Origin of the sequence: Bradyrhizobium sp. AZCC 2289, from assembly GCF_036924615.1 — a bacterium.
Classification (GTDB): Bacteria; Pseudomonadota; Alphaproteobacteria; order Rhizobiales; family Xanthobacteraceae; genus Bradyrhizobium.
Window position 1 is genome coordinate 7,683,452 of the sequence record NZ_JAZHRY010000001.1, and the last position, 23,954, is coordinate 7,707,405.

Annotated in this window: 21 protein-coding genes and 1 pseudogene; 18 read left to right on the top strand and 4 right to left on the bottom strand. The window is 61.0% G+C overall.

What is annotated here, in order from left to right:
• The first annotated feature begins 79 nt into the window (after positions 1–79).
• The 17 genes and pseudogenes from hemA (V1289_RS36345) to V1289_RS36425 all read left to right on the top strand — a co-directional run bounded on the left by hemA (V1289_RS36345) (position 80) and on the right by V1289_RS36425 (position 16,864).
• Positions 80–1,315, top strand: a complete 1,236-nt coding sequence (gene hemA, locus V1289_RS36345) for a 5-aminolevulinate synthase (RefSeq protein WP_334403438.1) — start codon at positions 80–82, stop codon at positions 1,313–1,315.
• 50 nt (positions 1,316–1,365) lie between these two features.
• Positions 1,366–2,985: an MFS transporter gene (locus V1289_RS36350; protein WP_334403440.1), complete on the top strand. Its 1,620-nt coding sequence runs from the start codon at positions 1,366–1,368 to the stop codon at positions 2,983–2,985.
• A gap of 602 nt (positions 2,986–3,587) precedes the next feature.
• Positions 3,588–5,015 (top strand): cytochrome ubiquinol oxidase subunit I, encoded by a 1,428-nt coding sequence (locus V1289_RS36355; protein WP_334403442.1) that lies wholly within the window; start codon positions 3,588–3,590, stop codon positions 5,013–5,015.
• 5 nt (positions 5,016–5,020) lie between these two features.
• Positions 5,021–6,028 carry a cytochrome d ubiquinol oxidase subunit II gene (cydB, locus tag V1289_RS36360; protein ID WP_334403444.1) on the top strand — a complete coding sequence of 336 codons (1,008 nt, stop codon included), beginning with the start codon at positions 5,021–5,023 and terminating at the stop codon, positions 6,026–6,028.
• Positions 6,028–6,174: a DUF2474 domain-containing protein gene (locus tag V1289_RS36365; RefSeq protein WP_309183288.1), complete on the top strand. Its 147-nt coding sequence runs from the start codon at positions 6,028–6,030 to the stop codon at positions 6,172–6,174. The genes cydB and V1289_RS36365 overlap by 1 nt, the downstream gene beginning before the upstream one ends.
• Positions 6,175–6,378: 204 nt before the next feature.
• Entirely contained in the window at positions 6,379–6,588 is a 210-nt protein-coding gene (locus V1289_RS36370; RefSeq protein ID WP_309183292.1) for a formate dehydrogenase, read from the top strand.
• An 11-nt stretch (positions 6,589–6,599) separates the two neighbouring features.
• The gene (locus tag V1289_RS36375; protein WP_334403447.1) at positions 6,600–9,554 is read left to right on the top strand and encodes a formate dehydrogenase subunit alpha; all 2,955 of its coding nucleotides are present in this window, start codon (positions 6,600–6,602) and stop codon (positions 9,552–9,554) included.
• A 12-nt stretch (positions 9,555–9,566) separates the two neighbouring features.
• On the top strand, positions 9,567–10,169 hold the full coding sequence (gene fdh3B, locus V1289_RS36380) for a formate dehydrogenase FDH3 subunit beta (RefSeq protein ID WP_309183296.1): 603 nt from the start codon (positions 9,567–9,569) through the stop codon (positions 10,167–10,169).
• A 48-nt stretch (positions 10,170–10,217) separates the two neighbouring features.
• Positions 10,218–11,216 carry a formate dehydrogenase subunit gamma gene (locus V1289_RS36385; RefSeq protein ID WP_442896115.1) on the top strand — a complete coding sequence of 333 codons (999 nt, stop codon included), beginning with the start codon at positions 10,218–10,220 and terminating at the stop codon, positions 11,214–11,216.
• 82 nt (positions 11,217–11,298) lie between these two features.
• Positions 11,299–13,050: pseudogene (locus V1289_RS36390) on the top strand (4Fe-4S binding protein); the annotation flags it as partial.
• A complete protein-coding gene (locus tag V1289_RS36395; protein ID WP_334403454.1) occupies positions 13,047–13,583 on the top strand; it encodes a DUF6505 family protein in 537 nt (178 codons plus the stop codon). The pseudogene V1289_RS36390 and the gene V1289_RS36395, both read left to right, overlap by 4 nt.
• Positions 13,580–14,596: a DUF6352 family protein gene (locus V1289_RS36400; protein WP_309183301.1), complete on the top strand. Its 1,017-nt coding sequence runs from the start codon at positions 13,580–13,582 to the stop codon at positions 14,594–14,596. Before V1289_RS36395 ends, V1289_RS36400 begins: the two co-directional genes overlap by 4 nt.
• A complete protein-coding gene (locus V1289_RS36405) occupies positions 14,593–15,096 on the top strand; it encodes a DUF3305 domain-containing protein (protein ID WP_334403456.1) in 504 nt (167 codons plus the stop codon). The genes V1289_RS36400 and V1289_RS36405 overlap by 4 nt, the downstream gene beginning before the upstream one ends.
• Complete coding sequence (locus V1289_RS36410) at positions 15,093–15,725, top strand: DUF3306 domain-containing protein (RefSeq protein ID WP_334403458.1); 633 nt, start codon at positions 15,093–15,095, stop codon at positions 15,723–15,725. Before V1289_RS36405 ends, V1289_RS36410 begins: the two co-directional genes overlap by 4 nt.
• Before the next feature lie 11 nt (positions 15,726–15,736).
• Complete coding sequence (locus V1289_RS36415) at positions 15,737–16,381, top strand: TorD/DmsD family molecular chaperone (RefSeq protein WP_334403460.1); 645 nt, start codon at positions 15,737–15,739, stop codon at positions 16,379–16,381.
• Between the two features lie 24 nt (positions 16,382–16,405).
• Positions 16,406–16,531, top strand: a complete 126-nt coding sequence (locus V1289_RS36420) for a hypothetical protein (RefSeq protein WP_309183304.1) — start codon at positions 16,406–16,408, stop codon at positions 16,529–16,531.
• 108 nt (positions 16,532–16,639) lie between these two features.
• Positions 16,640–16,864, top strand: coding sequence for a hypothetical protein (locus tag V1289_RS36425; protein WP_334403462.1), 225 nt, complete (start codon positions 16,640–16,642; stop codon positions 16,862–16,864).
• A gap of 179 nt (positions 16,865–17,043) precedes the next feature.
• Here the strand turns inward: V1289_RS36425 and V1289_RS36430 are convergent, their stop codons facing one another.
• The 4 genes from V1289_RS36430 to V1289_RS36445 form a co-directional block, all read right to left on the bottom strand.
• Positions 17,044–17,988, bottom strand: coding sequence for a LysR substrate-binding domain-containing protein (locus tag V1289_RS36430; protein WP_334403464.1), 945 nt, complete (start codon positions 17,986–17,988; stop codon positions 17,044–17,046).
• Positions 17,989–18,080: 92 nt separating this feature from the next.
• Positions 18,081–19,163, bottom strand: coding sequence for a ferrochelatase (gene hemH, locus V1289_RS36435; RefSeq protein WP_334403465.1), 1,083 nt, complete (start codon positions 19,161–19,163; stop codon positions 18,081–18,083).
• Positions 19,160–20,497: a 5-aminolevulinate synthase gene (gene hemA, locus V1289_RS36440; protein ID WP_334403467.1), complete on the bottom strand. Its 1,338-nt coding sequence runs from the start codon at positions 20,495–20,497 to the stop codon at positions 19,160–19,162. Before hemA (V1289_RS36440) ends, hemH begins: the two co-directional genes overlap by 4 nt.
• Before the next feature lie 131 nt (positions 20,498–20,628).
• Positions 20,629–22,107, bottom strand: a complete 1,479-nt coding sequence (locus tag V1289_RS36445) for a catalase (RefSeq protein ID WP_334407816.1) — start codon at positions 22,105–22,107, stop codon at positions 20,629–20,631.
• Positions 22,108–22,416: 309 nt separating this feature from the next.
• On the opposite strand from V1289_RS36445, the gene V1289_RS36450 reads away from it, so the two are divergent.
• Complete coding sequence (locus tag V1289_RS36450) at positions 22,417–23,895, top strand: cytochrome-c peroxidase (RefSeq protein WP_334403469.1); 1,479 nt, start codon at positions 22,417–22,419, stop codon at positions 23,893–23,895.
• The last annotated feature ends 59 nt before the right edge of the window (positions 23,896–23,954 follow it).

The following is a 23,954-nucleotide window of genomic DNA, read 5'->3' on the forward strand; positions in this document are numbered from 1 at the left end:
GCTTCACGGCCGACTACGGATCGGCTGATGGTTTCCATCAACTTTAGCAACATGGGATACAACTGACAGGCCTTATCCGATGGACAGTAAAGCGGACTTTCGTGCGATATTTGAGTCGCTCATTGCCGACACCAAACTGGACGGCCGATATCGGACGTTCATAGAACTGGAGCGGATCGCGGGCGAGTTCCCGAGCGCCTTTTGGCACGGTCCTGACGGCCAGACCCGTCGCGTGACCGTGTGGTGCAGCAACGACTATCTGGGGATGGGCCAACACCCCGATGTGCTGACGGCCATGCACCGGGCAATTGATCGCTCCGGTGCGGGCACTGGCGGCACCAGAAACATCTCCGGTACCAATTGGCAGCATGTCCAACTGGAGACCGAGCTTGCGGACCTGCACAGCAAAGAAGGCGCGCTGATCTTCACCTCAGGCTGGATTTCGAATCTCGCAGCCCTCAGCACGTTGGGTCGGCTGATGCCGGGCTGCGCGATATTTTCCGACGCGCTCAACCACAATTCGATGATTGAAGGCATTCGGCGGTCCGGCGCGGAGCGCTTCATCTTCCGCCACAACGACGTTACTCATCTCGATGAACTGATGAATTCGGTGGCGCCGGAGCGCCCGAAGATTGTGGTGTTCGAAAGCGTCTACAGCATGGACGGCGACATTGCGCCCATTGCGGCGATCTGTGATGTCGCCGAAAAGCACGGCGCCATCACCTATCTCGACGAGGTCCACGCGGTCGGTCTCTACGGCGAGCGCGGCGGCGGCATCGCGGAGCGCGATGGCGTGTCTCATCGGGTGACGCTCATCGAGGCTACGCTCGCCAAGGCCTTCGGGGTGATGGGCGGCTATGTCGCCGGTCCCGCGCTGCTGATCGACGTCATCCGCAGCTTCGCGGACAGCTTCATCTTCACGACCTCGCTCTGTCCGCATCTTGCCGCGGGTGCCCTCGCGGCTGTGCAGCACGTCAGAGCTCATCCTGAGCAGCGCGCGCGACAGGAGCGCAATGTCCGGCGGCTGAAGGCCATGCTCCTGGCGGCCCGCATGCCTATCCTCGACACGCCAAGTCATATTCTGCCGCTGATCATCGGTGAGGCACATCAATGCCGGCGCACGAGCGAACTGCTGCTTGCAGAGCACCGCATCTATCTCCAGCCGATCAATTACCCGACTGTGGCGCGCGGCCAGGAAAGACTGCGCATCACCCCCACGCCCTTTCACACAGATGATGACATGCAGCATCTGGTCGATGCCTTAGCGGCAGTCCGCGCGCAACTGGGCTGGTCACTCGGGGAGGAAGCGGCTTGAGACCCGGTGCTTCCCTGGCGGTCCTCCTGACTGCTTCGACTGGATGCGCGATGACCGTGCTGGATACCAATGTCGTCGCCGTCGTCCTTCCGACGATTGCGCGCGATCTGGGTGCTTCCTTTGCCGATGTCGAGTGGGTGGTCAGCACCTATGTTCTCTGCTTCGCCGCACTGCTGCTTCCCGCGGGTTCGATCGCCGATCGTTTCGGCCGGCGGAAGGTGTTTCTCGGCGGGATCGGCTTATTTGCCTTCGCTTCACTGCTGTGCGGGGACGCGCCGAGCGCGCCGGCACTTTATTTGGCTCGCGGCGCCCAGGGAGTAGGGGCCGCGTTTCTAGTCGCGCCTGCGCTCGCGATCATTGGCCATGCTTTCCACAACGAGGCCGAGCGCGCACGGGCCTGGGCGATCTGGGGTGGAATCATGGGCCTCACAATGGTGCTCGCGCCGATCATCGGTGGCGTCATCGCCTACGGGCTCGGCTGGCGCTGGGCCTTCTATGTCAACGTGCCGGTTTGCGCGCTTTTGGCCGCCGCCGTCCTTCCGCTCATCCAGGAGTCGCGCGACAGCGAGGCGCGCGGCCTGGACCCCGGGGGGATTGTCCTCTTCGCGGCCTCCATGTTCGGCCTGACCTGGGGTTTGATCCACGGCCAGGCGCAGGGCTGGCTTTCGACCTCCGCCCTCGCGGGCTTTGCCGGCGGTTTCGCGGCATTCATCGGGTTTCTGGCGGCTGAGACCAACCAGGCCCGGCCGATGGTCGACCTCGCGCTCTTTCGGGTGCCCCACTTCATCGGCGCCGTGCTTGCCATGTTCGCCTATGCGGCCTCGGCGCAGGTCATGGCACAGCTTCTGCCGCTCTACTTGCAGAACGGTCTCGGGTTGCCGCCGCTTGATGCCGGCTTGGCCATGTTGCCCTTCGCGATCGCCATGCTGATCCTGCCGCAGATCGGACGATGGCTCGACCGTCACCTCGCAGCCCACCAAATCCTTGCGCTCGGGCTCAGCGTTGTCTGTCTCGGCAACCTCGTCACAGCCTGGGGCGCGGCGGGCAGCTGGTGGCCGCTCCTCATTCTCGGCATGATTATCCTCGGCAGCGGTGGAGGCCTCCTGAATGGCGGCACTCAGAAGGCGATCATGGGTGTGGTGCCCCGCGAGCGGGCAGGCATGGCCTCCGGCATCAGCACGACATCGCGATTCAGCGGCATCCTTTTGGGCTTTGTGGCGCTGAGCACCATCGTGGCGATCGTCGCGCGGGCCGCAGTGACGACAAGTATCTGCTCGTCTATTGCCAGCCGTTGCGAGGCCGCTGCGGAGTTCGCCAGGCTCGTCGTCGCCGGCGACATGCCGAAGGCGGTCGCGCTGATGTCCCCAGGCTCGCCGACGATCGCCATCGAGATTGCTCATCGCGGCTATGCCACGGGCTTCGTGGTCGCGCTGCTTACCGCCGCCGTCGTCGCCGGTCTTTCCGCTGTCGTGGTCGCAATCCAAATGCGGTCGGCGAGGGGCCGGTCGTCATCGCAGACTGCGTTCGCCGTCGTAGGAGAGGGCCGCTCCGTGAGCAAACCGATCGTCAGCGCGGTCTCCGTTCGAGCAGCGCCGCTCGTCTTCGACGCAACACGGAAGCCAGATGCGGCTGCCGGGGGTACTGAAAGAGAGGAATCATGTTCGGCCTGACCGCACTCGAACTCGCGCGCATCCAGTTCGGATTCACGATATCAGCACACATCATCTTCCCCGCGACCACCAATTTGTTTGCTGGCCAAGCCATTCGCCGCAGCCATCTTGATCAAATGCCTCGAGGCCGGGCTCGGGGGACATCGCGGCGAAGCAAATACGTGAGATGGCGAGCGTATGGGCAGCATCGCGTATGTCGCCTGTTATGGCTCCTTCGAACGCTCCGTGTGTGTCGGGAGCGGGTTGTCCCAAACCAAGGGCTCCCAAACCAAGGGCTCCCAAACCAAGGTATGTGGCGCCCCAAACCAACACGACGTTCGGATCAACCCCCGTAGGATCGAGCTATTCGCCCTATCTGATTTAAGCTGGCGTTGACCGGACCCGCAATGGACCCGGCGAGTGTGAACTAAATCAGTCAAACGCAAAGGTTGGGATCCATGTTGACGAAGTCATGGTCCTTCTTCGAAGCTTAATCGTCGATGAAGGGGAGCGCTCCGTGAGCAAACCGATCGTCAGCGCGGCCCCCTCCGAGCAGCGCCGCTCGTCTTCGACGCAACACCGACCCCAGATGCCGCCGCCGCGGGTGCTGAAGGAAAGCAATCATGTTCGGCCTGACCGCACTCGAACTCGCGCGGATCCAATTCGGATTCACGATATCAGCCCACATCATCTTCCCGGCGATCACCATTGGCCTTGCGAGCTATCTCGTGGCACTGGAAGGCCTGTGGTTGTGGAAGAAAGACACCACCTATCGCGACCTCTATCATTTCTGGTCGCACATCTTCGCCGTCAACTTCGCCATGGGCGTCGTTTCAGGCATCGTCATGGCCTACCAGTTCGGCACCAACTGGAGCTATTATTCGGCCTTCGCAGGAACCATCACGGGCCCGCTGCTGAGCTACGAGGTGCTGACCGCCTTCTTCCTCGAAGCCGGATTTCTGGGCGTGATGCTGTTCGGAGGGAAAAAGGTCGGGCCGGGCATGCACTTCTTCGCCACTGTCATGGTGGCTATCGGGACGCTCATCTCGGCAACCTGGATTCTCGCCTCCAATAGCTGGATGCAGACACCGCAAGGTTTCGAAATAATCAATGGCCGTGCCGTACCCGTCGATTGGCTGAAGGTCATCTTCAATCCCTCGTTCCCGTACCGCCTCGCGCACATGACGGTCGCGGCTTATCTCTCAGTGGCGCTTTTCGTCGGGGCATCTGGCGCATGGCACCTGCTCAAACGGCGCGACACGCCGGCCGTGCGCACGATGTTATCGATGGCCATGTGGATGGTACTCATCGTCACGCCTATACAGATCGCCATCGGCGACGCCCACGGCCTCAACACTCTTGAGCATCAGCCGGCAAAAATCGCCGCGCTCGAGGGCCACTGGGAGAACAAGCCCGGCGAGAGCCTGCCGCTGATCCTGTTTGGCTGGCCCGACATGGCCGCTGACACGACACGTTATGCCTTGGAGATTCCGCACTTAGGCAGCGTCGTCCTGACCCATAGCTGGAACAACCAGATTCGCGGCCTGAAGGATTTCGCCCCCGAGGACCGGCCGAACTCCACGATCATTTTCTGGACCTTCCGAACCATGGTCGGGCTGGGCTTCCTCATGCTGCTGCTTGGCCTTTGGGGTGCATGGGCACGCCGGCGCCATGAGTTCTACCGGTCGAAGCTTTTCCTGCGCTTCGCGGTGGTGATGGGCCCTGCTGGTCTGGTGGCGCTCCTGGCCGGATGGCTGACCACGGAGATCGGACGCCAGCCTTGGGTGGTTTATGGCGTGATGCGGACGAAGGACGCGGTATCGAACCACTCGGCGCTCGAACTTTCGATAACGCTCACCGTGTTCATCGTCATGTATCTGACCGTCTTCGGTACGGGCATCCGCTACATGCTGAAACTGGTGGCGAAAGGTCCCGTGTCGTCTGGCGAACATCCACCCGAACCGGAAAGCGGGCGGCCGGCGCGTCCTTTGTCCGCCGTCCCCGACCTCATCGATCCGGCGATTGAGTTGCCAGCCGGCAGAAGGAGATAATGGCGATGGGCATCGATCTTCCCGTCATCTGGGCCGTGATCATCGGCCTCGGGCTGATGATGTATGTGGTGATGGACGGTTTCGACCTCGGCATCGGCATCCTGTTCCCGTTCATCCGCGACCGGGGCGATCGCGACACCCTGGTGAACACGGTTGCGCCGGTCTGGGATGGCAACGAGACCTGGCTCGTGCTGGGAGGAGCCACGCTGATGGCGGCATTTCCGCTTGCTTATTCCGTGCTGCTCAGCGCGCTCTACATCCCGATCTTCTTCATGCTGGCAGGACTGATCTGGCGCGGCGTCGCTTTCGAATTCCGCTTCAAGGCGGACGAGGCGCACAGGCCGTTCTGGGACAAGGCCTTCGCCTGGGGCTCCTACATCGCAACGTTCTCGCAAGGCGTCGCGCTGGGCGCCTTCATCAACGGCTTCAAGGTGACTGGGGCCTCCTACGACGGCGGCAGTTTTGACTGGCTGAGTCCATTCAGTCTCTTCACAGGCGTCGGCCTTATCGTGGCCTATGCGCTGCTCGGTTGCACCTGGCTCATCATGAAGACCGAAGGCGAACTCCAGCACCGACTTAAAGCGCTGGCGCCTCCGGTGACGCTCGTCCTTGTCGCGACGATCGTCATCGTGAGCGTGTGGACCCCGCTCACGCATCCGAGCATCGCGACACGGTGGTTTTCATTTCCCAACATCATCATCTTCTCGCCGGTGCCCGTGCTTGTCGTCGTGACGACTTGGGTCATGATGCGCGTGCTTCGGAACGAGACGCACGCGTCACCGTTCCTGCTCGCGCTCCTGCTACTGTTCCTGGGTTATACCGGTTTGGCGATCAGCCTGTGGCCGAACATCATTCCACCGGCCATATCGATCAGGGAAGCCGCCGGGCCGCCGGAGAGCATGGGCTTTACGCTGGTCGGTGCGCTTTTCGTCATCCCCTTCATCCTCGCCTACACCGCAATGTCCTATTACGTATTCCGCGGAAAGGTTAGAGCCGGCGAGGGGTATCACTGATGACTGCGCACCCATCCGCCGGCGCACAGACATGGCTTCAGAGGGTCGGCTGGCTTGTTCTGATCTGGGCGGCCAGTGTCCTGGCGCTGGGTGTTGTCGCGGGCCTTTTCAGAGTGGTGATGAATCTCGCCGGGCTGACCGTGTGAAGTTCAAAAAAACTCGCGCACATTGCCGTCGTGTCCCGGCATTGCGTCAGCGTTTAGGGAACTTTGCATGCCGGGAATGCTACCGCACTTGGGACGACGATTGAAATACCGGTGACTGAGGAGTAGATTGTACATGCAAGATGATGATCGAAGCCAGGCTGTGATGGCGGTATCGCCACGGCCTGATGTGGGAGGGCTGCCTTCATGAAGGAGCGCCTCAAGACGATTATCCACCGGCGCGATTTGTTTCGCTTTGCGATTGCCAGTGCTGGAGCAGCGACCGCGAGCACCTTGGTGCTGGAGCCGGCGGCAGCCAAACCTGTCGATCTCAAAGATAAGCGCAGGGCGCGCTATCAGGCCAACTCCGCCGAGGTTCAGGACTTCTACCGCGTCAACCGCTATCCCGCCCGGTAAGGGAGACGTTCATGCTGATCAAAAGGTCGGAGCGTCATCGAAACCGCGGAAGCCTCGGCGGCGAACCGTTAACTGAATCAAGTGGCGATCTGGATCGACGTGGCTTCCTGAAGCGTTCCGGTCTCGCTGTCGGAGCGCTGGCGGCGCTGGGCGACCTGCCGCTCGGCGGCATCCGCAAGGCGGAAGCCGGTCCGCCCGCTGCAGCGGGCGCCACGGTTACGACGCGCAAGAATATCTGCACGCATTGCTCGGTCGGCTGTTCGGTGATTGCAAAAGTCGCGAACGGCGTATGGATCGGGCAGGAGCCTGACTACGACAGTCCGATCAATCGCGGATCACATTGCTGCAAGGGCGCTGCGGTTCGCGACGACGTGCTGAGCCAGCGCCGGCTGCGTTATCCCGTGAAGCTTGTGAACGGCAAATGGGTTCGCCTGTCCTGGGAAAAAGCGATCGATGAGATCGGCGACAAGCTGCTAGAGATTCGCGCGAAGTCGGGACCGGATTCGGTTTACTGGCTCGGCTCGGCCAAGTTCACCAACGAGGCTGCCTATCTCAACCGAAAGCTCGCGGCGTTCTGGGGGACAAACAACTCGGACCATCAGGCACGCATCTGCCACTCCACGACGGTCACCGGCGTCGCCAATACCTGGGGTTATGGCGCGATGACCAACAGTTACAATGATATCCGCAACGCCAAGACCATTTTGATCATGGGCGGCAACCCTGCGGAAGCGCATCCGGTTTCGCTCCAGCATATCCTCGAGGGGAAAGAGTTGAACCGCGCCAACATGATCGTCATCGATCCGCGCATGACACGGACCGCCGCGCACGCCACCGAGTACGTTCGCGTGCGTCCCGGTACCCACATCGCGACGATCTATGGCATGCTCTGGCACATTTTTGAGAATGGCTGGGAAGACAAGGAATTTCTCAGCCAGCGCGTCTACGGCGTGGACGAAATCCGCAAACAAGTGGCCAAGTGGACCCCTGCGGAGGTCGAGCGCGTGACGGGCTTGCCGGAAGCGCAGGTCAAGCATGTTGCGGAGGTATTCGCGAAGCAGAAGCCGGCGACATTGATCTGGGCAATGGGGCAGACCCAATTCACGACCGGTACGGCGAATGTTCGCGCGAGCTGCATTCTCTTGCTGGCGACCGGCAATGTCGGGCATGCCGGAGGCGGAGCGAATATTTTCCGCGGCCATACCAATGTGCAGGGCGCCACCGATCTCGGCCTCGATGTGACGTCGTTGCCGCTCTATTACGGTCTCACGCAGGATGCCTGGCAGCACTGGTGCCGGGTTTGGGAGGTGGACTACGGTTGGATGGCGTCACGGTTCGCCAGCAAGACGCTGATGGAAGCGCCGGGTATCCCGAGTACGCGCTGGTTTGACGCGACGCTGTTGCCCAAGGATCAGGTGACGCAGCCGGACAACGTGCAGGCGATGTTCATCATGGGCCATGGCGTCAACACGATTACCCGAATGCCGGAGGCGAAGCGAGGAATCGAAAAGCTTGAATTGCTGGTTGTGTGCGATCCCTATCCGACGGCGTGGTCGGTGCTCTCGGAACGCAAGAATGGCATCTATCTCTTGCCGGCCTGCACCAGCTTCGAGATGGATGGTTCGCGGACTGCCTCAAATCGCTCGCTGCAATGGGGCGAGAAGATCGTGGACCCGGTCTTTGAATCGAAGAACGACTACGACACGATGTACATGCTGGCCCGCAAGTTCGGCTTCGCTGACCGGATGTTCAAGAACATCAAGGTCCAGAACGGGGCAGTATCGGCTGAAGACATCCTTCGCGAGATCAACCGCGGCGGCTGGTCCACCGGCTATTGCGGCCAATCGCCGGAGCGGCTCAAGGCTCACATGAAGAACCAGGCCAAGTTCGACCTCGTCACCATGCGGGCGCCAAAAGACGACCCGGAGGTGGGCGGGGATTATTATGGTCTGCCATGGCCTTGCTGGGGCACGCCCGAGTTCAGGCACCCGGGGACGCCGATTCTCTACAACACTAATCTGTCGATCAAGGAAGGCGGCGGGACATTCCGGGCGCGATTTGGCGTGGAACGCGTCGTCAAGCGCAAGGTGATGGAGAACGGTCAGGAGATCGAAAGGGAACAACACGATAACCTGCTCGCCGAGGGCTCCTATTCGGTCGGTTCCGAGATCAAGGACGGATATCCGGAATTCACTCTCGCGGTGCTGAAGAAATTGGGTTGGGACAAGGACCTCACGGCGCAGGAAATGGAGATTATCAAGCGTGTCAATTCCGCTAATCCCGATGCGGTATCCTGGTCGCTCGATCTTTCCGGTGGCATTCAGCGGGTCGCGATCGAGCATGGTTGTTCGCCTTACGGCAATGCCAAGGCGCGCATGATTGCCTGGAATTTGCCTGATCCAATTCCTGTGCACCGCGAGCCGATTTACACGCCGCGTCCGGATCTTGTTGCGGACTATCCGACTTTGCCGGACGCCCGGCAGTTCCGCGTCCCCAATATCGGTTTCACGGTACAAAAGGCCGCGGTCGACCGCGGTATTGCCAAACAATTTCCCTTGATTCTCAGTTCAGGCCGTCTGGTTGAGTATGAAGGCGGCGGCGAGGAGACGCGTTCGAACAAATGGCTCGCCGAGTTGAAGCAGGAAATGTTTGTCGAAATCAATCCGGCGGACGCAGGCGCCCGCGGAATCACGGATGGCGGATGGGTCTGGGTAACCGGAGCCGAGAACAGTTCGAAAGCGCGCATGAAGGCGGTCGTGACCGAGAGGGTCGGTAAAGGAGTGACGTGGATGCCCTATCACTTTGCCGGCTGGTTCGAGGGCGCCGATCTGCGCGCCAAATATCCCGGAGGTGCCGATCCCTTCGTGCTCGGCGAGAGCGTGAACACAATGACGACCTACGGATACGATCCGGCGACCGGCATGCAGGAGCCGAAGGCGACGCTTTGTCAGATCAGGGCCGCGTAGGGGAGCAGAGCCATGGCGCGGATGAAATTCCTTTGCGACGCTGACCGCTGCATCGATTGCAATGCCTGCGTTACCGCATGCAAGAACGAGAACGAAGTGCCTTGGGGCATCAATCGCCGGCGCGTTGTCACCATCAACGATGGCAAGCCCGGCGAACGGTCGGTATCGATGGCCTGCATGCACTGCACCGACGCGCCCTGTGCCGCGGTCTGTCCGGTGAGCTGCATCTACCCGACCGACGACGGCATTGTGCTGCATTCGAAGGATTTGTGCATCGGCTGCGGCTACTGCTTCTATGCCTGCCCATTCGGCGCGCCGCAGTATCCCAAAGTCGGCAATTTCGGTTCGCGCGGAAAGATGGACAAATGCACCTATTGCGCGGGTGGCGGCGGCACGGAAGCGCCTGGTAGTGCCGCTGAGTTCGAAAAATACGGTTCCAATCGCTTCGGCGAAGGTAAGCTGCCGCTGTGCGCCGAGATGTGTTCCACCAAGTCGCTGCTTGCCGGCGACGGTGACATCATTGCCCAGATCTACAAGGAACGGGTTCTCAAACGTGGTTACGGCTCCGGCGCCTGGGGCTGGATGACCGCTTATCATGAGGATGTCGAAGTCTGACAGGAAATGCGGGGTGAACGAACCGAAGTCGCCCGGAGTAATGTTGTCATGATTTGCTTCGCACGTACTCGTCTTCCGATCGTCGCCGCGCTGCTGTTTTTGGCAATGGTTGCGGCTCCGGCGTTTGCACAGAAGCTCGGCCCGGATGGCGCGCCGAACCCGACGGCGAGCGTCACGGCTCAACGCGACCTGCTGATGCAGGCGCCGCGCATCGAAGGGCGCATTGACATCCCGGACCGAAAGGCCAGCGTGCTGATCCAGCCGGCGGGACGGACCTGGGACTATTTCCACGAGGTGCTGCTGCACTGGGGCGCTGCGGTTGTGATCCTCGGCACCGTCGTTCTGCTGGGCGCCGCCTATCTCATCATGGGTCGGATCCGGATTTCGGCGGGGCGGTCCGGGCGCACCGTGCTCCGATTTCGGGCCTTTGAGAGATTTTCGCATTGGCTCACGGCGGTGTCCTTTGTCATCCTTGCCCTCACCGGGCTCAACATAACCTTCGGCAAGATCGTGTTGTTACCCGTGACCGGCCCAGAGGCCTTCTCGGAGATTTCACAGATCGCCAAGTATGTCCACAATTTCACCAGCTTCTCGTTTGTGGCCGGCCTCGTCCTTATCATCGCGATCTTTTTCAAGGACAACCTTCCCAGTAGGGTAGATATCGAATGGCTTAAGCGAGGTGGCGGATTCATCAAGTCGGTACACGCGCCCGCCGGACGCTTCAATCTGGGCGAGAAGGCGGTCTACTGGCTTTCACTGACGGCAGGCCTGGCAGTCTCGGTATCCGGCTTTCTGTTGCTGTTTCCGTTTTACGAAACCAACGTCGCCGAGATGCAACTTGCGCAGGTGGTGCACGCCGTCGTCGCCGTGCTGTTCATTGCGTTGATCCTCGCCCACATCTACATCGGTACGCTTGGGATGGAGGGCGCATTCGAAGCGATGGGCACGGGCGAAGTGGATGTCAACTGGGCCAAGGAACATCACGACGTCTGGCTGGCCGAACAATTAGAGAGGCGGAAGACCAGGCAATCCGCACCGGCGGAATAGTTCGATCGCACCAATAATTCATCTCTCAGAGCTCAGCGCCGGAAAGGCATCCGGGAAAATGCAAGATTCTCAGCCCACTCTGGGCAGCCATGCGGATCCAGTGTTGTCTGCCTTGCAGGCGGCGGCTGCTGTACCGATGCCGGACATGCTTTTCGTGCGCTTCGACAGCTCCGGTATCATCCTCGTGTATGGACGGGACGAAACCGCGATTGAAGCCGGAGAATTGCTCAAAGAGCATCTCGACGTTACCGTTCTGATCACGCCGCCTGCCTTGATCGCATGCCCCGGGGGTACTGACTTTCCCGTTGTGAAAGGAAAGGTCGCGATCGCGAGAGGCCATTTTGGCGCTTTCGATCTGGTCATTGATGATTTCGCGGAGCCTGAGCTGTCGTCGCGCGGTGCATTGCTGTACGGACCGGCGCGCAACGGCGCGCAATCGCGTTGCGACATCATCCTGGATCTTTCCGGCGGATCGCCGCTATTTTCGGCAGCCGACCTTCGTGACGGCTATCTGCGCGTCGATCCGAACAACCGGTCTGCCATGCTGGAGGCGGTGCTCAAAGCACGAGATCTCACGGGCACGTTCGAGAAACCTCGATACGTTGCCTTCGATGCATCGCTGTGTGCGCATTCGCGCTCGAATATCGTTGGCTGCAGGCGGTGCCTTGATCTTTGTCCGGCGGGCGCCATCATGCCGGCGGGCGATCATGTGGCGATCAACCCGCACGTCTGCGCCGGTTGCGGGCAATGCGCGGCAGCTTGCCCGACAGGCGCGGCATCCTACGCAATGCCGCCGCCGGATGTGCTGCTGCGGAAGCTGCGGGCGATGTTGCTTACCTATCGCAGAGCAGGTGGCACGCATCCGGTGGTTCTGTTCCATGATCATGCGCACGGGACTCCCATGCTCGAAGCCCTGGCGCAGTTCGGCGATGGATTGCCGGCGCATGTGTTGCCGTTCTCCGTCAATGAGACCACGCAGATTGGACTGGAGAGCATCGTGGCGGGCTTTGCATATGGAGCATCTGCCATCCGCTTCCTGCTGCGGGACAGGCCACGTCACGATGTCTCCGGCTTGAGGCAGACGGTCGCACTGGCAGAGCCGATCCTGCAAGGTCTGGGCTTCACCGGCCCGCGCATTGCAATGCTGGAGACCGACGATCCGGATGTGGTCGGTGTCGCCTTGCGAGAGGTTCCATCGATGCCGTCAGCGCCGCGGCCGGCAAGCTTTCAGGCCACGGGGGGCAAGCGCGAAGTATTGCGATTCGCCCTGCGGGAACTCCACCGGGCGGCTTTTGACCCCGTCGACGTTATCGCGCTGCCAAAGGGCGCGCCGTTCGGCTCGGTGGAAGTCGACGCCGGTGACTGCACGCTTTGCTTGTCCTGCGTGTCGGCGTGCCCGACCGGTGCGCTGCGAGACGATCCGGAACGACCGATGTTACGCTTCATCGAAGACGCCTGCGTGCAATGCGGGCTCTGCCAGGCGACTTGCCCGGAACAGGTCATTACGCTGAAGCCCCAAATCGACTTCCGCGCGGCCACGGCTCCCGCCCGTGTGCTGAAGGAGGAGGAGCCGTTCTGCTGTATCCAGTGCAACAAGCCGTTCGGAGTGAAGAGCACAATCGATCGTGTCGTAGCCAAACTCGAGGGCAGACACTGGATGTATACAGGTTCGTCGCGCCGCGCCGACCTTATCAAGATGTGCGAGGACTGCCGAGTCGCTGTCGTCTCCGAAGGGCATTTTGATCCTTATGGCGCACCGGATCGCTCGGTCCGTACCACCGACGATTATCTGCGGGAACGTGACCGGATCGACAAGCGGGGGCCGCGGACGTGAAACTGCTGCGGACCATTCAACTCGACGCCTCCGACTCGTTTATCTTCGACCGGGCCGCCGCCCCGGGCGAATGGGCAGTATCCGGCGCATTCGCCTTCCTCAACCGGGACATTCCGGCGCTGCCGGGCAAATCCCGCGCGGCGTTTCGCGCCGGCTTTTTGGGGCTGAACTCACTCGGACGTTCCACGCTGGTTCAGATCGTCGATGCCACAGAGCAAGACCATGCGGATGTAATTGGTTTGCTTGCCGCGCAACTGGTCGGGGAATTTGGTGCACCTGACCTCGTCTCGGCGAGCAACGCTGCCAGGGAGGAGGTCGCATTTGCAGCGTCGCTCTGCGATCATCCTGCCGGCGTCGTTGTCGCGGTGACACGGAGCGTCGAGGGCGGGTCGATCCGCGAGGTGTTCCGATCATTACGTCCCGCTGCGCAGTCGCCGTCGCGGGCCTTCCATTTCGTGGAGGTGGTTGGAGGAGAGCAGGATCCGGACGAACATCTCGACCTTGCGACGCTACGGGAAGGAACACGCCCTTGAGCGGGAAGCATGATTTCTGGCTAACTTGCGGCCATCATCTGCTCGATCGCGACGCCGCGGGAAGGTTGATCCTCACGGACGAATTCCTGAAGGTGTATTTGGCTCGCGCCGAACTGGTTCCGCCGCCCGAAGCCTGTCCGGTCGAACGCCGGCTTCACGATATCTTGCTGAGCAATCCACGGCAGGCGGTAACCTCGTCGCAGATCGCCGCCATCGCAGATCCGGATGCGCGTGAAAACTGGGAGATGATGATTGCCTGGCGCAATCATCTGGTGAGGTATCGCACCCTAGAATCGGCTTATCTGGAAATCGTGCGGCGCAATATCAAACTGCCACAGGTTTTTGTTGGGCAGTTGATACAGGTCATTCTGCGCAACGCGCTGAATGATTGTACCGATGCGTTTATTCTGCGGGCTGCCGAGATGTTCTTTCGTCCGCAGAAGCTGACGCTCGAAGGCAACTCGATCATCGCCTGGGATGAGGAGACCGCGGGAAGCGTTTCCGACCGGCGGCACCAGTCGCCCCTGTTTGCCTTGCTGGGATTGCCGGCGGCGATCGAGGCCGACGTGCTCACCGATATCACGGTCGACAGCTACTGGAAGCGCAGCGACCGATTCGACATGGGGCTGGATCTGACAGCCGGACAACGTGGATCGGCCGCGCTGGGCCAGGTGATCGCGCGCTGGATATTGCACTTGCTTGCCGTGGACGTCGCGGTCGAACCGCTGACGAAACTGCGCGACGCACCGCTGTCATGGTATGTCGGGCTGAGTGCCGACGCGACGCGGATCGGCGACGCGATCTGGAATGGAAATGACATGGATAGTGCGCTGCAGGCGCGGCTCGTCGGCCTGTATCGGTTGAGTTTCCACAATCCGTCAGATGTGATCGAGAAGGTCAGAGGAGAGCCGGTGTATCTGCTGGCGGCCATGACGGCCGACGAAGTGCTGTGGTTGAAGCCGCAAAACCTCGTGACCGGCTTGCCGATCCGTTGCGAGGAGGCTGCGAATTGAGATCGACCACACTTGTGAGCATTCCGGTGGGTGTCGTCGTCGAACGGCGTCGAGCGAAGAGCGTTTGGGCCGAATTTCTGTGGCGACCCGTTTCGGTTCTTGCGGGGAAACCCTCGGCCGAACCGTGGACAGTGCTCGATGTGCAGGCGGAAAGCGTGTTGTTTTACGCAGGCGAGGCTGTGATCGAATTGCACCGAACCGAGTCGACCTTTTACCGCGACAATCTCGCGTCCGACACACCCAGGCTGTGGGTGGTCTTGAGCCCCACCAGATCGGATCCGCCTTACGAGCTTCTCGCAGTGACGGCCGATCCGGCGGAGGGTGAGGGTTTCACGGATGCGGGCAGCAACCTCGTAGAGACGGTGCCGATGCCGCGGGACATCCATGCGATCGTCGGCCAATTCATCGCCACACATCATGTTGAGCGGCCCTTCATCAAGCGCCGGCGTGGGCCTGCCGAATTCGGCCGTCAAAAGGACGGGCAAGGGAACGAGACATGACTGCGTCGGAAAGCTCCCTCTCACGCTGGTCGCGACTGAAGCGCGAGACCGTTTCCAAAGATCAAGCAGGCGGCGACCAGGACGATACGCGGGCTGGTTCGGTCGGGCCGGCGAATGCGGAGCCCGAGGCCGGATTGGATGAGGGGCTCGTCGATCCTGAAGATCTGCCGCCGATCGACGCCATCACAGTCGATACCGATATTCGTGCATTTCTGAAGGGCCGGGTGCCGGCCGAATTGTCTCGCGCGGCGTTACGTCGAGCCTGGATGAGTGATCCGGCGATTCGCGACTTCATCGGCATTGCAGAAAATCAATGGGACTTCAACGACCCAACCGCCATACCGGGCTTTGGACCGCTGCAAGGAACCGATGACATATCTGCTCTTCTCGGGCAGGCGTTTGGTCAGTTAGCCGACCTGGCTGGCGCGATTGCCGAATTGCCGATGGTGGTGGAACCGCCGGCGCCAGCGGAAATTGTCCAGGAAATCGGAACGCCCGACCAGACCGATATTCCGGGCGCACCGAATGGAACCGCTGCCGGGCGCGCGGAGATCGAGCATCCAAGTGCGAAAGAAGAAAGTGGCGCTCCGCCAAAGCGCCGCTCACACGGCGGCGCATTGCCGCGATAGGGAGTTGCAGATTGGCCGCAGTACCGGTCGCAGACCAGGATGGAACGATGGGGGAGCTGGCTACTCGCAGTTCTCACAGGCGGGTAGTTGATGAACTGGATCGTGCCCGTGCGCGCGAATACGCACTGCTGGCGACTTTGCTCGCCCGGGGTCCTGATGCCCAGCTGATTGGCCGCCTGGCATCGCTTCAGGGTGACGCAACTCCGCTCGGCATGGCGCATGCGGCTCTCGCCGACGCTTCGGGCCGATCCAGCGAAGCAAGCGCTGCGCGCGAGTATTTCGACCTGTTCGTCGGACTGGTCCAAGGCCAACTCGTGCCCTACGCGTCCCAGTATTTGACCGGCTCGTTGTACGGTCGCCCGCTCGTGGAATTGCGCGAGACCTTCCAGCTTCTCGGTATCGAGCGGGTGAATCGGTCCGAGCCCGAGGATCACATTGCAACTCTTTGTGAGATGATGGCGGGCCTGATCGGCGGCGCAATCACCGGTCCGGATGGTTGCGATCGCGATTTCTTCGTGAAGCATCTGGCAACATGGGCAAGGCGCTTTTTCATCGATCTGGAGCGTGCGAACCCGGCTTGCTTCTATGCCCGTGTCGGTTCGCTCGGCCGCACCTTCATGGAGATTGAAACCGAAGCTTATTCATTTCCCGCGTAATTGCGGGGTAACAGGAGAAATATCATGCGCTCGTTCATCGCCGCATGCCTTATCGCCGCAGCCATAGCCGCCGGTGCCGCCGCCGCTCTCGATGCTTTTGTGCAACAGTCATCATCAGCTGCTTTCGCGGAAGGCAGCGTGAGGCTCTAGCGTTGTGCCGACAAAAGGGGCCGGCCTCGGTTCGCTGAATCGACAGCGTTCCTTGAACCATATCGGCAGGACCGACGACCCATTCAGGGGTGGGAACGGAGGCTCGCCATGATGCGCCTGAGAATCCCTGCATTTGCCGCAATAGCATTGGTTGCTGCCATCATCATGATGCGCTGGCCGTCGATCTCGATCGAGGTAGCGGCCGGAACCGCGGCCATGCCGTCCTTGCAGGAGCTGCATGCCACAGCCGGGATACCCAACCTCCCGGTTCAGGAGATCGATGATCAAGCGCTGGTCTACACTGCTCAGGAAAAGCTAACCAAGCCTCAATGATTTCAATGGCCTGATCCAGACTGCGAATTTAGTCCATCCCGCAAGTCCATATTCCTCCTCTTCCGCGCCACGGATGTGCAACAGACGTCCGCCAAGATATTGAAATATTTTCTTTGGAAAGGTTTCGTAAACCGAAGGCGGCATGTTCGAGTCATGCCTAGATCGCCAGTTTAAATAGCCTATAGAGCTTTTTTGGAACGATCCGAGCCTGTCAGTGAGGCGCTGTCGCAATGCTCGATGCCAGGATGACGAAAATTCTGAAGATGGGCGGCGAGATTGGCGAAATCATCGGCGCGCGGGTCGCTGCGGCGCCAGACCAGTTCAATCGTCCGCGAGTAACCGGCCAGCGGTAAAGGCACATATTCGATGCCGTTGATTTCGGTGACCGCCAGTGCTGGCATCAAGGTGCATCCTTCGCCCGCTGCGACCATGTATTTCAGGGTCTCAAGACTGGTCGCGTGGCGGTTTGAGGCATCGATTTCGGAGCATGCCTCGATCGCCTGCTCGCGGAGACAATGGCCTTCTTCAAGCAACAGGCGCTCGTTGGCCTCCAGGCCCACCCATCCCATGCCGCGCGGTGATGTGGCCGAATGGCCGCGTGGACACGCCATTACGAAGGGTTCCCGGAACAGAGGGGCTTCACTCAACCCCGGTTCGATGACGGGAGCCGACATGACGACGGCATCGAGATCACCGCGGATCAGCGCCGCAATTAAATCGTCGGTTCTGCCTTCGCCGAGGACGAGGGAGAGAGCGGGATAGCGCGCGCGCAGATCGTGGAGGACGTGGGGGAAATAATAGGGTCCGAGTGTCGCTATCGCGGACAGCCGGAGCGTGCCACCGAAGGGCTCGCCGGAGCGACTGGCGAGGTCGAGGAGGCCACGGGTCTCAAGTAATATCTTGCGCATTTGATCGACGAGTTGCTGCCCTTCTGCGGTCACGATCAAACGCCTGGTCGTACGCTCGAAAATGACCGTCTTGAGTCGGGCTTCGAGCTTGCTCACTTGCACGGAGAGGGAGGGTTGGGCGACGTGACACCGCTCGGCCGCCTTGACGAAGCTGCCAAGCTCCGCAACGGCGACGGCGTATTCAAGATCGCGAAGAGACAGGCCCGAGACATTCATACGCGAGTATATAGGAGATGACTATCAATAATCAACGAAGGTTGTGACAATCCTATTTGTGAAGATGTCGCCCGCGGGGGCCTTCCGCCACGCTAGATCCATCCCTGCAATTCGCGGCGGACGATGGTCTCGATCAAACGCATCCCGCCGTCACTGGCGTTGAGGCATTGAATCCGGACAAATTCCTCGCCGCCGCCCTCAAAGAAATACCCGGCGTTCTCCTTGCCGATCTCCTCGATCGTTTCCAGGCAGTCCGCCGAGAACCCCGGGGTCAGGACAGCGATGCGCTTCACGCCGCTGGCCGCAAGCGCCTTCACTGTTTCATCGGTGTAGGGCTTAAGCCATTCGGCCGATCCAAAGCGCGACTGGAACGTGACGATGAACTTGTCCATGGGCAGTCTCAAGCGCAAGCGGATCAGTTCCCCGGTTCTCTGGCAGTGCTCGTAATAGGGATCGCCCTTGGCCAGCGTTTCGGCCGGCATACCGTGGAACGAGGCGACGACCACCTCCGGCTCGAAACTCAGACCATCCCGCCTATCCGTGATCGAGCGCGATATCTCCTCGATGTAGGAGGTGTCGTCGTAATAGGGAGCGGCCACACGAAGGACGGGTTGCCGCCGCATCTTAGCCAGCGCCTCGAACACCTTGTCACAGGCCGTTGCGCTCGTGGCCGCGGAATACTGCGGATAGAGCGGCAGCAGCAGGAGCCGGTCGCACCCCTGATCTGCCAATCGGTCGATAGCCGATTTGAGCGATGGATTTCCATATCGCATGCCCCAGTCGACGACGACGTCAACCGAGTTTGGACCCAGCAGCCCGGCGTCGATCGCGGCCTGCAGTTTCTCGGCCTGCGCGCGCGTGATCGTCTTCAGCGGGCTCTCGTTCAATTCGCGATTCCAGATCGTCTTATAGTCTTTCCCCTTCGTGGCTGGGCGAGACGTGAGGATCAACCCGTTGAGAATGAAAAACCAGATCAGACGCGGTGCTTCGATGACCCTTCGATCCGAAAGAAACTCCGAAAGATAGCGTCGCATCGACCAGTAATCGGTTGCGTCGGGCGTGCCGAGGTTGCTCAGCAGAATGCCGATTTTGCGGGGGGTGATGAAGTTGGCTTTCGGAGGCTGCGAAAACGCCTCCTTTGTCAGGCTTGCAAGGTTCGCGCGGTAGAAGGTCATGTGTGCCTCGAAGTAATCGCCATGATTGGGCACCGAGCGAGATTGGCCTGCCGTTGCGGGGAGGGCCGACGCTTCAGCCGTCGGCACCTATCATTTCCGCCCGTTCGTGACGGCGCTCGTGCATCGCCGAGTGCCAGGCCGAGTTCCTGCCATACCGCCATCATGGCCTGTGCGAGTTCCGCGATCAGGCGGGCCCCATGGAATGGGCCCGGTGTGATGCGCAGCCGCTCGGTGCCGCGCGGCACGGTCGGATAATTGATTGGCTGGATGTAGATCCCATGCCGTTCCAGCAGCAGGTCACTCGCCCGCTTGCAGAGATCGGGATCGCCGACCATCACCGGCACGATATGCGTGTCGGTCGCCATCACTGGCAGGCCGGCTTGCGCAAGCGCCGTTTTCGTCGCGGTGGCAGCCGCCTGCTGGTCGGCGCGCTCGACCTGGGAGACCTTCAGATGCGCGATGGACGCCGTCGCCGCAGCCGCGACAGCGGGTGGCAAGGCGGTCGTGAAGATGAAGCCTGGCGCATGCGAGCGCACCGCATCGATCACGGCACCCTTGCCGGCGATATAGCCGCCGAGGGTTCCGAACGCCTTGGCGAGGGTGCCTTCGATCACATCGATGCGGTGCATCACGTCGTCGCGCTCAGCAATGCCGGCCCCGCGCGCGCCGTACATGCCGACCGCATGGACCTCGTCGATGTAGGTCATGGCGTTGTGGCGCTCGGCCAGATCACAGATCCCGGCGATTGGCGCGATGTCGCCGTCCATCGAATAGACGCTCTCGAATATGATCAGCTTTGGCCGGTCGTTTCCAGCGCGGATCAGCAGCTCTTCCAAATGAGCGATGTCGTTGTGGCGCCAGATCAGCTTGTCGCAGCCGGCGGCACGCACGCCCTCGATCATCGAGTTGTGGTTGAGCGCATCGGAAAGGATGAGACAGTCCGGCAGCAGCCTGGCGATGGTCGCGATGCCGGCAAGATTGGAGACATAGCCGGATGTGAAAACCAGGGCCGCCTCCTTGCCATGCAGGTCGGCGAGTTCGTCTTCGAGCGCGACGACCGCCCGGTTGGTGCCTGAGATGTTGCGCGTTCCGCCAGCTCCGGCGCCCATCGTGCGCGCCGTATCGCACATGGCGCCGACTACTTTCGGGTGCTGGCCCATCCCGAGATAATCGTTGGAGCACCAGATGACGACGTCGCGCTTGCCGGCTGGGCTATGCCAGTGGGCATGCGGGAAGCGACCAGCCTGACGCTCGAGATCGGCGAAGACGCGGTAACGGCGCTCGTCCTTGAGCGCGGCGAGCGTCGCTTCAAAATGAGCGACATAGTCGACCATGGTCAGTTCGTCCTTCGGCGCTTTTCGTTGGATGACCTGTCCGCGCTGAGAGGGGTCAGCGCGGACAGGGTGCCAAGGGCAGACGGCATTCGGGGCGTTGCCGATCTACCCGAGGGTTGAGGTTTCAGATGCTATTCGGCTGCCTCGGTCACGGGGTTGGGTACGATCCTCGATCGAGCGAACTTGGCGATCGCGTCGGCCACGCCCTTGCCGTAGGCCGGATCGGCCTGCGTGCAGTTGGCGATGTGGCGCTCGACGACGGGCTGAGAAGCGCCATTGATCGCGCGCGCGGTGTTGTCGAACAGCACCTGCCGCTGGGCGGGCGACATCATGCGGAAGAGGTTGCCCGGCTGCGAGAAGTAGTCGGTATCCTCCCGGTGGTTCCAGCGCGCCACCGCGCCTTCGCTCTTCAACGGCGGCTCCGAGAAATCGGGTTGCGCCTGGAGCGCACCGCGGCTGTTCGGCTCATAATGGGTGCCGCGGCCACCATTGCCATCGACGCGCATCGTGCCGTCGCGATGGTAGCTATGGACCGGGCATTTCGGGGCGTTTACCGGAATCTGCGAGTGATTGACGCCGAGCCGGTAGCGCTGGGTGTCTCCGTAGGAGAATAGGCGGCCCTGGAGCATCTTGTCCGGAGAGAAGCTGATGCCAGGGACGATGTTTGTCGGGGCGAACGCGGCCTGTTCGACATCTTGGAAGAAGTTTTCCGGGTTGCGATTGAGTTCCATGACCCCGACTTCGATCAGCGGATGGTCCTTTTTCGGCCAGACCTTCGTCAGATCGAAGGGATTGATCGGATAGTTGTCGGCTTCCTCCTCCGTCATGATCTGCACATAGAGCGTCCACCGTGGGAAATCGCCGCCTTCGATGGCCTCGAAGAGATCGCGCATGTGACTCTCGCGATCGCCGCCGATCGCCGCCACCGCTTCGGCATCCGTCATGTTCTGGATGCCCTGCTGCGTGCGGAAGTGGAACTTTACCCAGAAGCGCTCATTCTGAGCGTTGAAGAAGCTGTAGGTATGGCTGCCGAAGCCGTGCATATGGCGCCAGGTCCTCGGGATGCCGCGCTCGCTCATCACGATCGTGATCTGATGCAGCGCTTCCGGCAGCAGCGTCCAGAAATCCCAGTTGTTGTCGGCGCTGCGCATTCCGGTGCGCGGATCGCGCTTAATGGCATGGTTCAGATCGGGGAACTTCAGCGGGTCTTTGATGAAGAAGACCGGCGTGTTGTTCCCGACGAGATCCCAGTTGCCTTCGTCGGTGTAGAATTTCAGAGCGAAGCCCCTAATGTCACGTTCGGCATCGGCCGCGCCGCGCTCGCCGGCGACGCTCGAGAAGCGAGCGAACATCTGGGTCTGCTTGCCGACCTCGGCGAAGATCTTGGCCTTGGTGTAGCGGGTGATGTCGTGTGTCACCGTGAAGGTGCCAAAGGCGCCGGCGCCCTTCGCGTGCATGCGCCGCTCGGGAATCACTTCGCGGTCGAAGTGGGCGAGCTTCTCCAGGAACCACACATCCTGCAGTAGCGCGGGTCCACGCGGGCCGGCGGTCATAATGTTGTTGTCGTCAACGACAGGGGCGCCGAATGCGGTCGTCAGTTTATTACTCATTGTCTGGCCTCCTTTGATGGTCCTGGGCTGGCGCCATCGAGGTTCGGTGGTGCCGAACACGACCATAGGAGGCGATGATTATTAGAGGAAATATATACTTCCGCAGACTCTTATAGGACATTCCTATGAGTTGGCGCGTTCGCTTACGAAAGCGCACAGATAAGCCGTCGTATTCCAGGCGTTGCCTGATACGCCGCATGAGGCAGGTCACGCCGGAATTGTTGCGCCGGGGCACTCCGTCTTAAAGCGGTCGGGTTACGGTGCTATGTTCTGCACGCGCCGCTTAGCGCTGGCTTGCAGGGTTCCAAAGTGAAGATACGGCGCACGCTCTTTTCGATCGCAGCTGCGATCTTCGTCGCCACGCTGGGCGCGGACGCGCCAAACGCGCAGGAAGCCATCGCGAAGCTCACTCCTCAGGCGCTCCAGGAAATTGCGCAGGTCGAGGCCGCGATTGACCGCATCGAAGCGCAGACAATCGAGCGCCTTGCTGCGCCGCCGGATAATCAGATCCAGCAAATCGAATTGCTTGGCAAGGTGATGCTGTACGACAAGAATTTGTCGGTATACCGCAACGAGGCGTGCGCGTTCTGCCATATGCCCGAGACCGGCTTTACCGGTCCGGTATCGGAGCTGAACCGCTCCACCGGCGCCTATCCCGGCTCAGTGCGCACGCGATTTTCCGATCGCAAGCCGCAGTCGCACGCCTACGCTCCGCTGTCGCCGGTGTTGCACTACAATCCCGGGCAGGGTGACCTCGTCGGCGGCAATTTCTGGGACATGCGCGCGACCGGACGCCGGCTGGGCAACCCGGCCGCCGAGCAGGCGCAGGGCCCGCCGACCAATCCGGTGGAAATGGGCCTGCCCGATATCGCCTGCGCGGTCTATCGCGCCTCGCAGCGGCCTTATCGCGTCCTGTTCGAGAGCGTGTGGGGGCCACAGAGCTTTGCGATCGCATGGCCCGGCGACGTGGCGGAGGTCTGCAATCGGCCCGGGCCAGCGACCGCCGGCGATCCGTTGCCGATTCATCTGAGCCGGATCGATCGCGGTCGGGCCGGCACCACCTTCGACCAGATGGCGCAATCCATTGCTGGCTATGAGGCGTCAGCCGAGGTGACGTCGTTCACCTCAAAATTCGACGCGGTACGCGCGCAAAAGACGCAGTTCACGCCGCAGGAGCAGCAGGGATACGACCTGTTCCGCGGCAAGGCACGATGCAACAAGTGTCACCGTGACGGCGGACCCGGCGAAGACCCGTTGTTCACCGACTTCACCGCCAGCAATATCGGCACGCCGGCCAACCCGAGGCTTCCTTACTATGAGGAAAACCGGCCTGACGCATTGGGCTATGCCGCAAATCCGAAAGGATCTTCATTCGTCGATGGCGGCGTCGGCACCTTTCTCAAGCAAGGGCATCTGCTGAGCCAGCCCTCTGCGGTGGATCAGCGATGGCTGAAACTCGCGCCCGACAACCAAGCGCGAATGCAAGTGCCGACACTGCGCAATGTCGACAAGCGGCCGTCTCCAGCATTCGTGAAGGCTTACGGGCATAATGGATACTTTACCAGCCTGAAAGAGATCGTGCATTTCTACAACACGCGTGACGTTCTGCCCCGATGCAAGCCTGGCGACGCCGGTGAGGGCACGACATGCTGGCCTGCGCCAGAATCGACCGACAACATGAACACGAGCAAAGTCGGGAATCTAGGCCTGTCTGACACAGAAGAGGACGCGCTCGTCGCCTTCATGCAGACGCTGGCGGACGGCTTTATGCCTCTCGATCGGCAGTAGGTGATGAAGCTTGAAAAAAATGCTCTGAAAGTGGAACCGATAGAATTTCCTAAGTCCAC

Bases quoted from the DNA above. Each gene is read 5' to 3' on its own strand.
- V1289_RS36370 (WP_309183292.1), top strand. From the start codon at position 6,379: ATGAAGGAGCGCCTCAAGACGATTATCCACCGGCGCGATTTGTTTCGC.
- V1289_RS36375 (WP_334403447.1), top strand. From the start codon at position 6,600: ATGCTGATCAAAAGGTCGGAGCGTCATCGAAACCGCGGAAGCCTCGGC.
- V1289_RS36365 (WP_309183288.1), top strand. From the start codon at position 6,028: ATGACTGCGCACCCATCCGCCGGCGCACAGACATGGCTTCAGAGGGTC.
- fdh3B (WP_309183296.1), top strand. From the start codon at position 9,567: ATGGCGCGGATGAAATTCCTTTGCGACGCTGACCGCTGCATCGATTGC.
- V1289_RS36425 (WP_334403462.1), top strand. From the start codon at position 16,640: ATGATGCGCCTGAGAATCCCTGCATTTGCCGCAATAGCATTGGTTGCT.
- hemA (WP_334403467.1), bottom strand. From the start codon at position 20,497: ATGGTCGACTATGTCGCTCATTTTGAAGCGACGCTCGCCGCGCTCAAG.
- V1289_RS36410 (WP_334403458.1), top strand. From the start codon at position 15,093: ATGACTGCGTCGGAAAGCTCCCTCTCACGCTGGTCGCGACTGAAGCGC.
- V1289_RS36355 (WP_334403442.1), top strand. From the start codon at position 3,588: ATGTTCGGCCTGACCGCACTCGAACTCGCGCGGATCCAATTCGGATTC.
- cydB (WP_334403444.1), top strand. From the start codon at position 5,021: ATGGGCATCGATCTTCCCGTCATCTGGGCCGTGATCATCGGCCTCGGG.
- hemA (WP_334403438.1), top strand. From the start codon at position 80: ATGGACAGTAAAGCGGACTTTCGTGCGATATTTGAGTCGCTCATTGCC.
- V1289_RS36430 (WP_334403464.1), bottom strand. From the start codon at position 17,988: ATGAATGTCTCGGGCCTGTCTCTTCGCGATCTTGAATACGCCGTCGCC.
- V1289_RS36385 (WP_442896115.1), top strand. From the start codon at position 10,218: ATGATTTGCTTCGCACGTACTCGTCTTCCGATCGTCGCCGCGCTGCTG.
- hemH (WP_334403465.1), bottom strand. From the start codon at position 19,163: ATGACCTTCTACCGCGCGAACCTTGCAAGCCTGACAAAGGAGGCGTTT.
- V1289_RS36420 (WP_309183304.1), top strand. From the start codon at position 16,406: ATGCGCTCGTTCATCGCCGCATGCCTTATCGCCGCAGCCATAGCCGCC.
- V1289_RS36350 (WP_334403440.1), top strand. From the start codon at position 1,366: ATGACCGTGCTGGATACCAATGTCGTCGCCGTCGTCCTTCCGACGATT.
- V1289_RS36445 (WP_334407816.1), bottom strand. From the start codon at position 22,107: ATGAGTAATAAACTGACGACCGCATTCGGCGCCCCTGTCGTTGACGAC.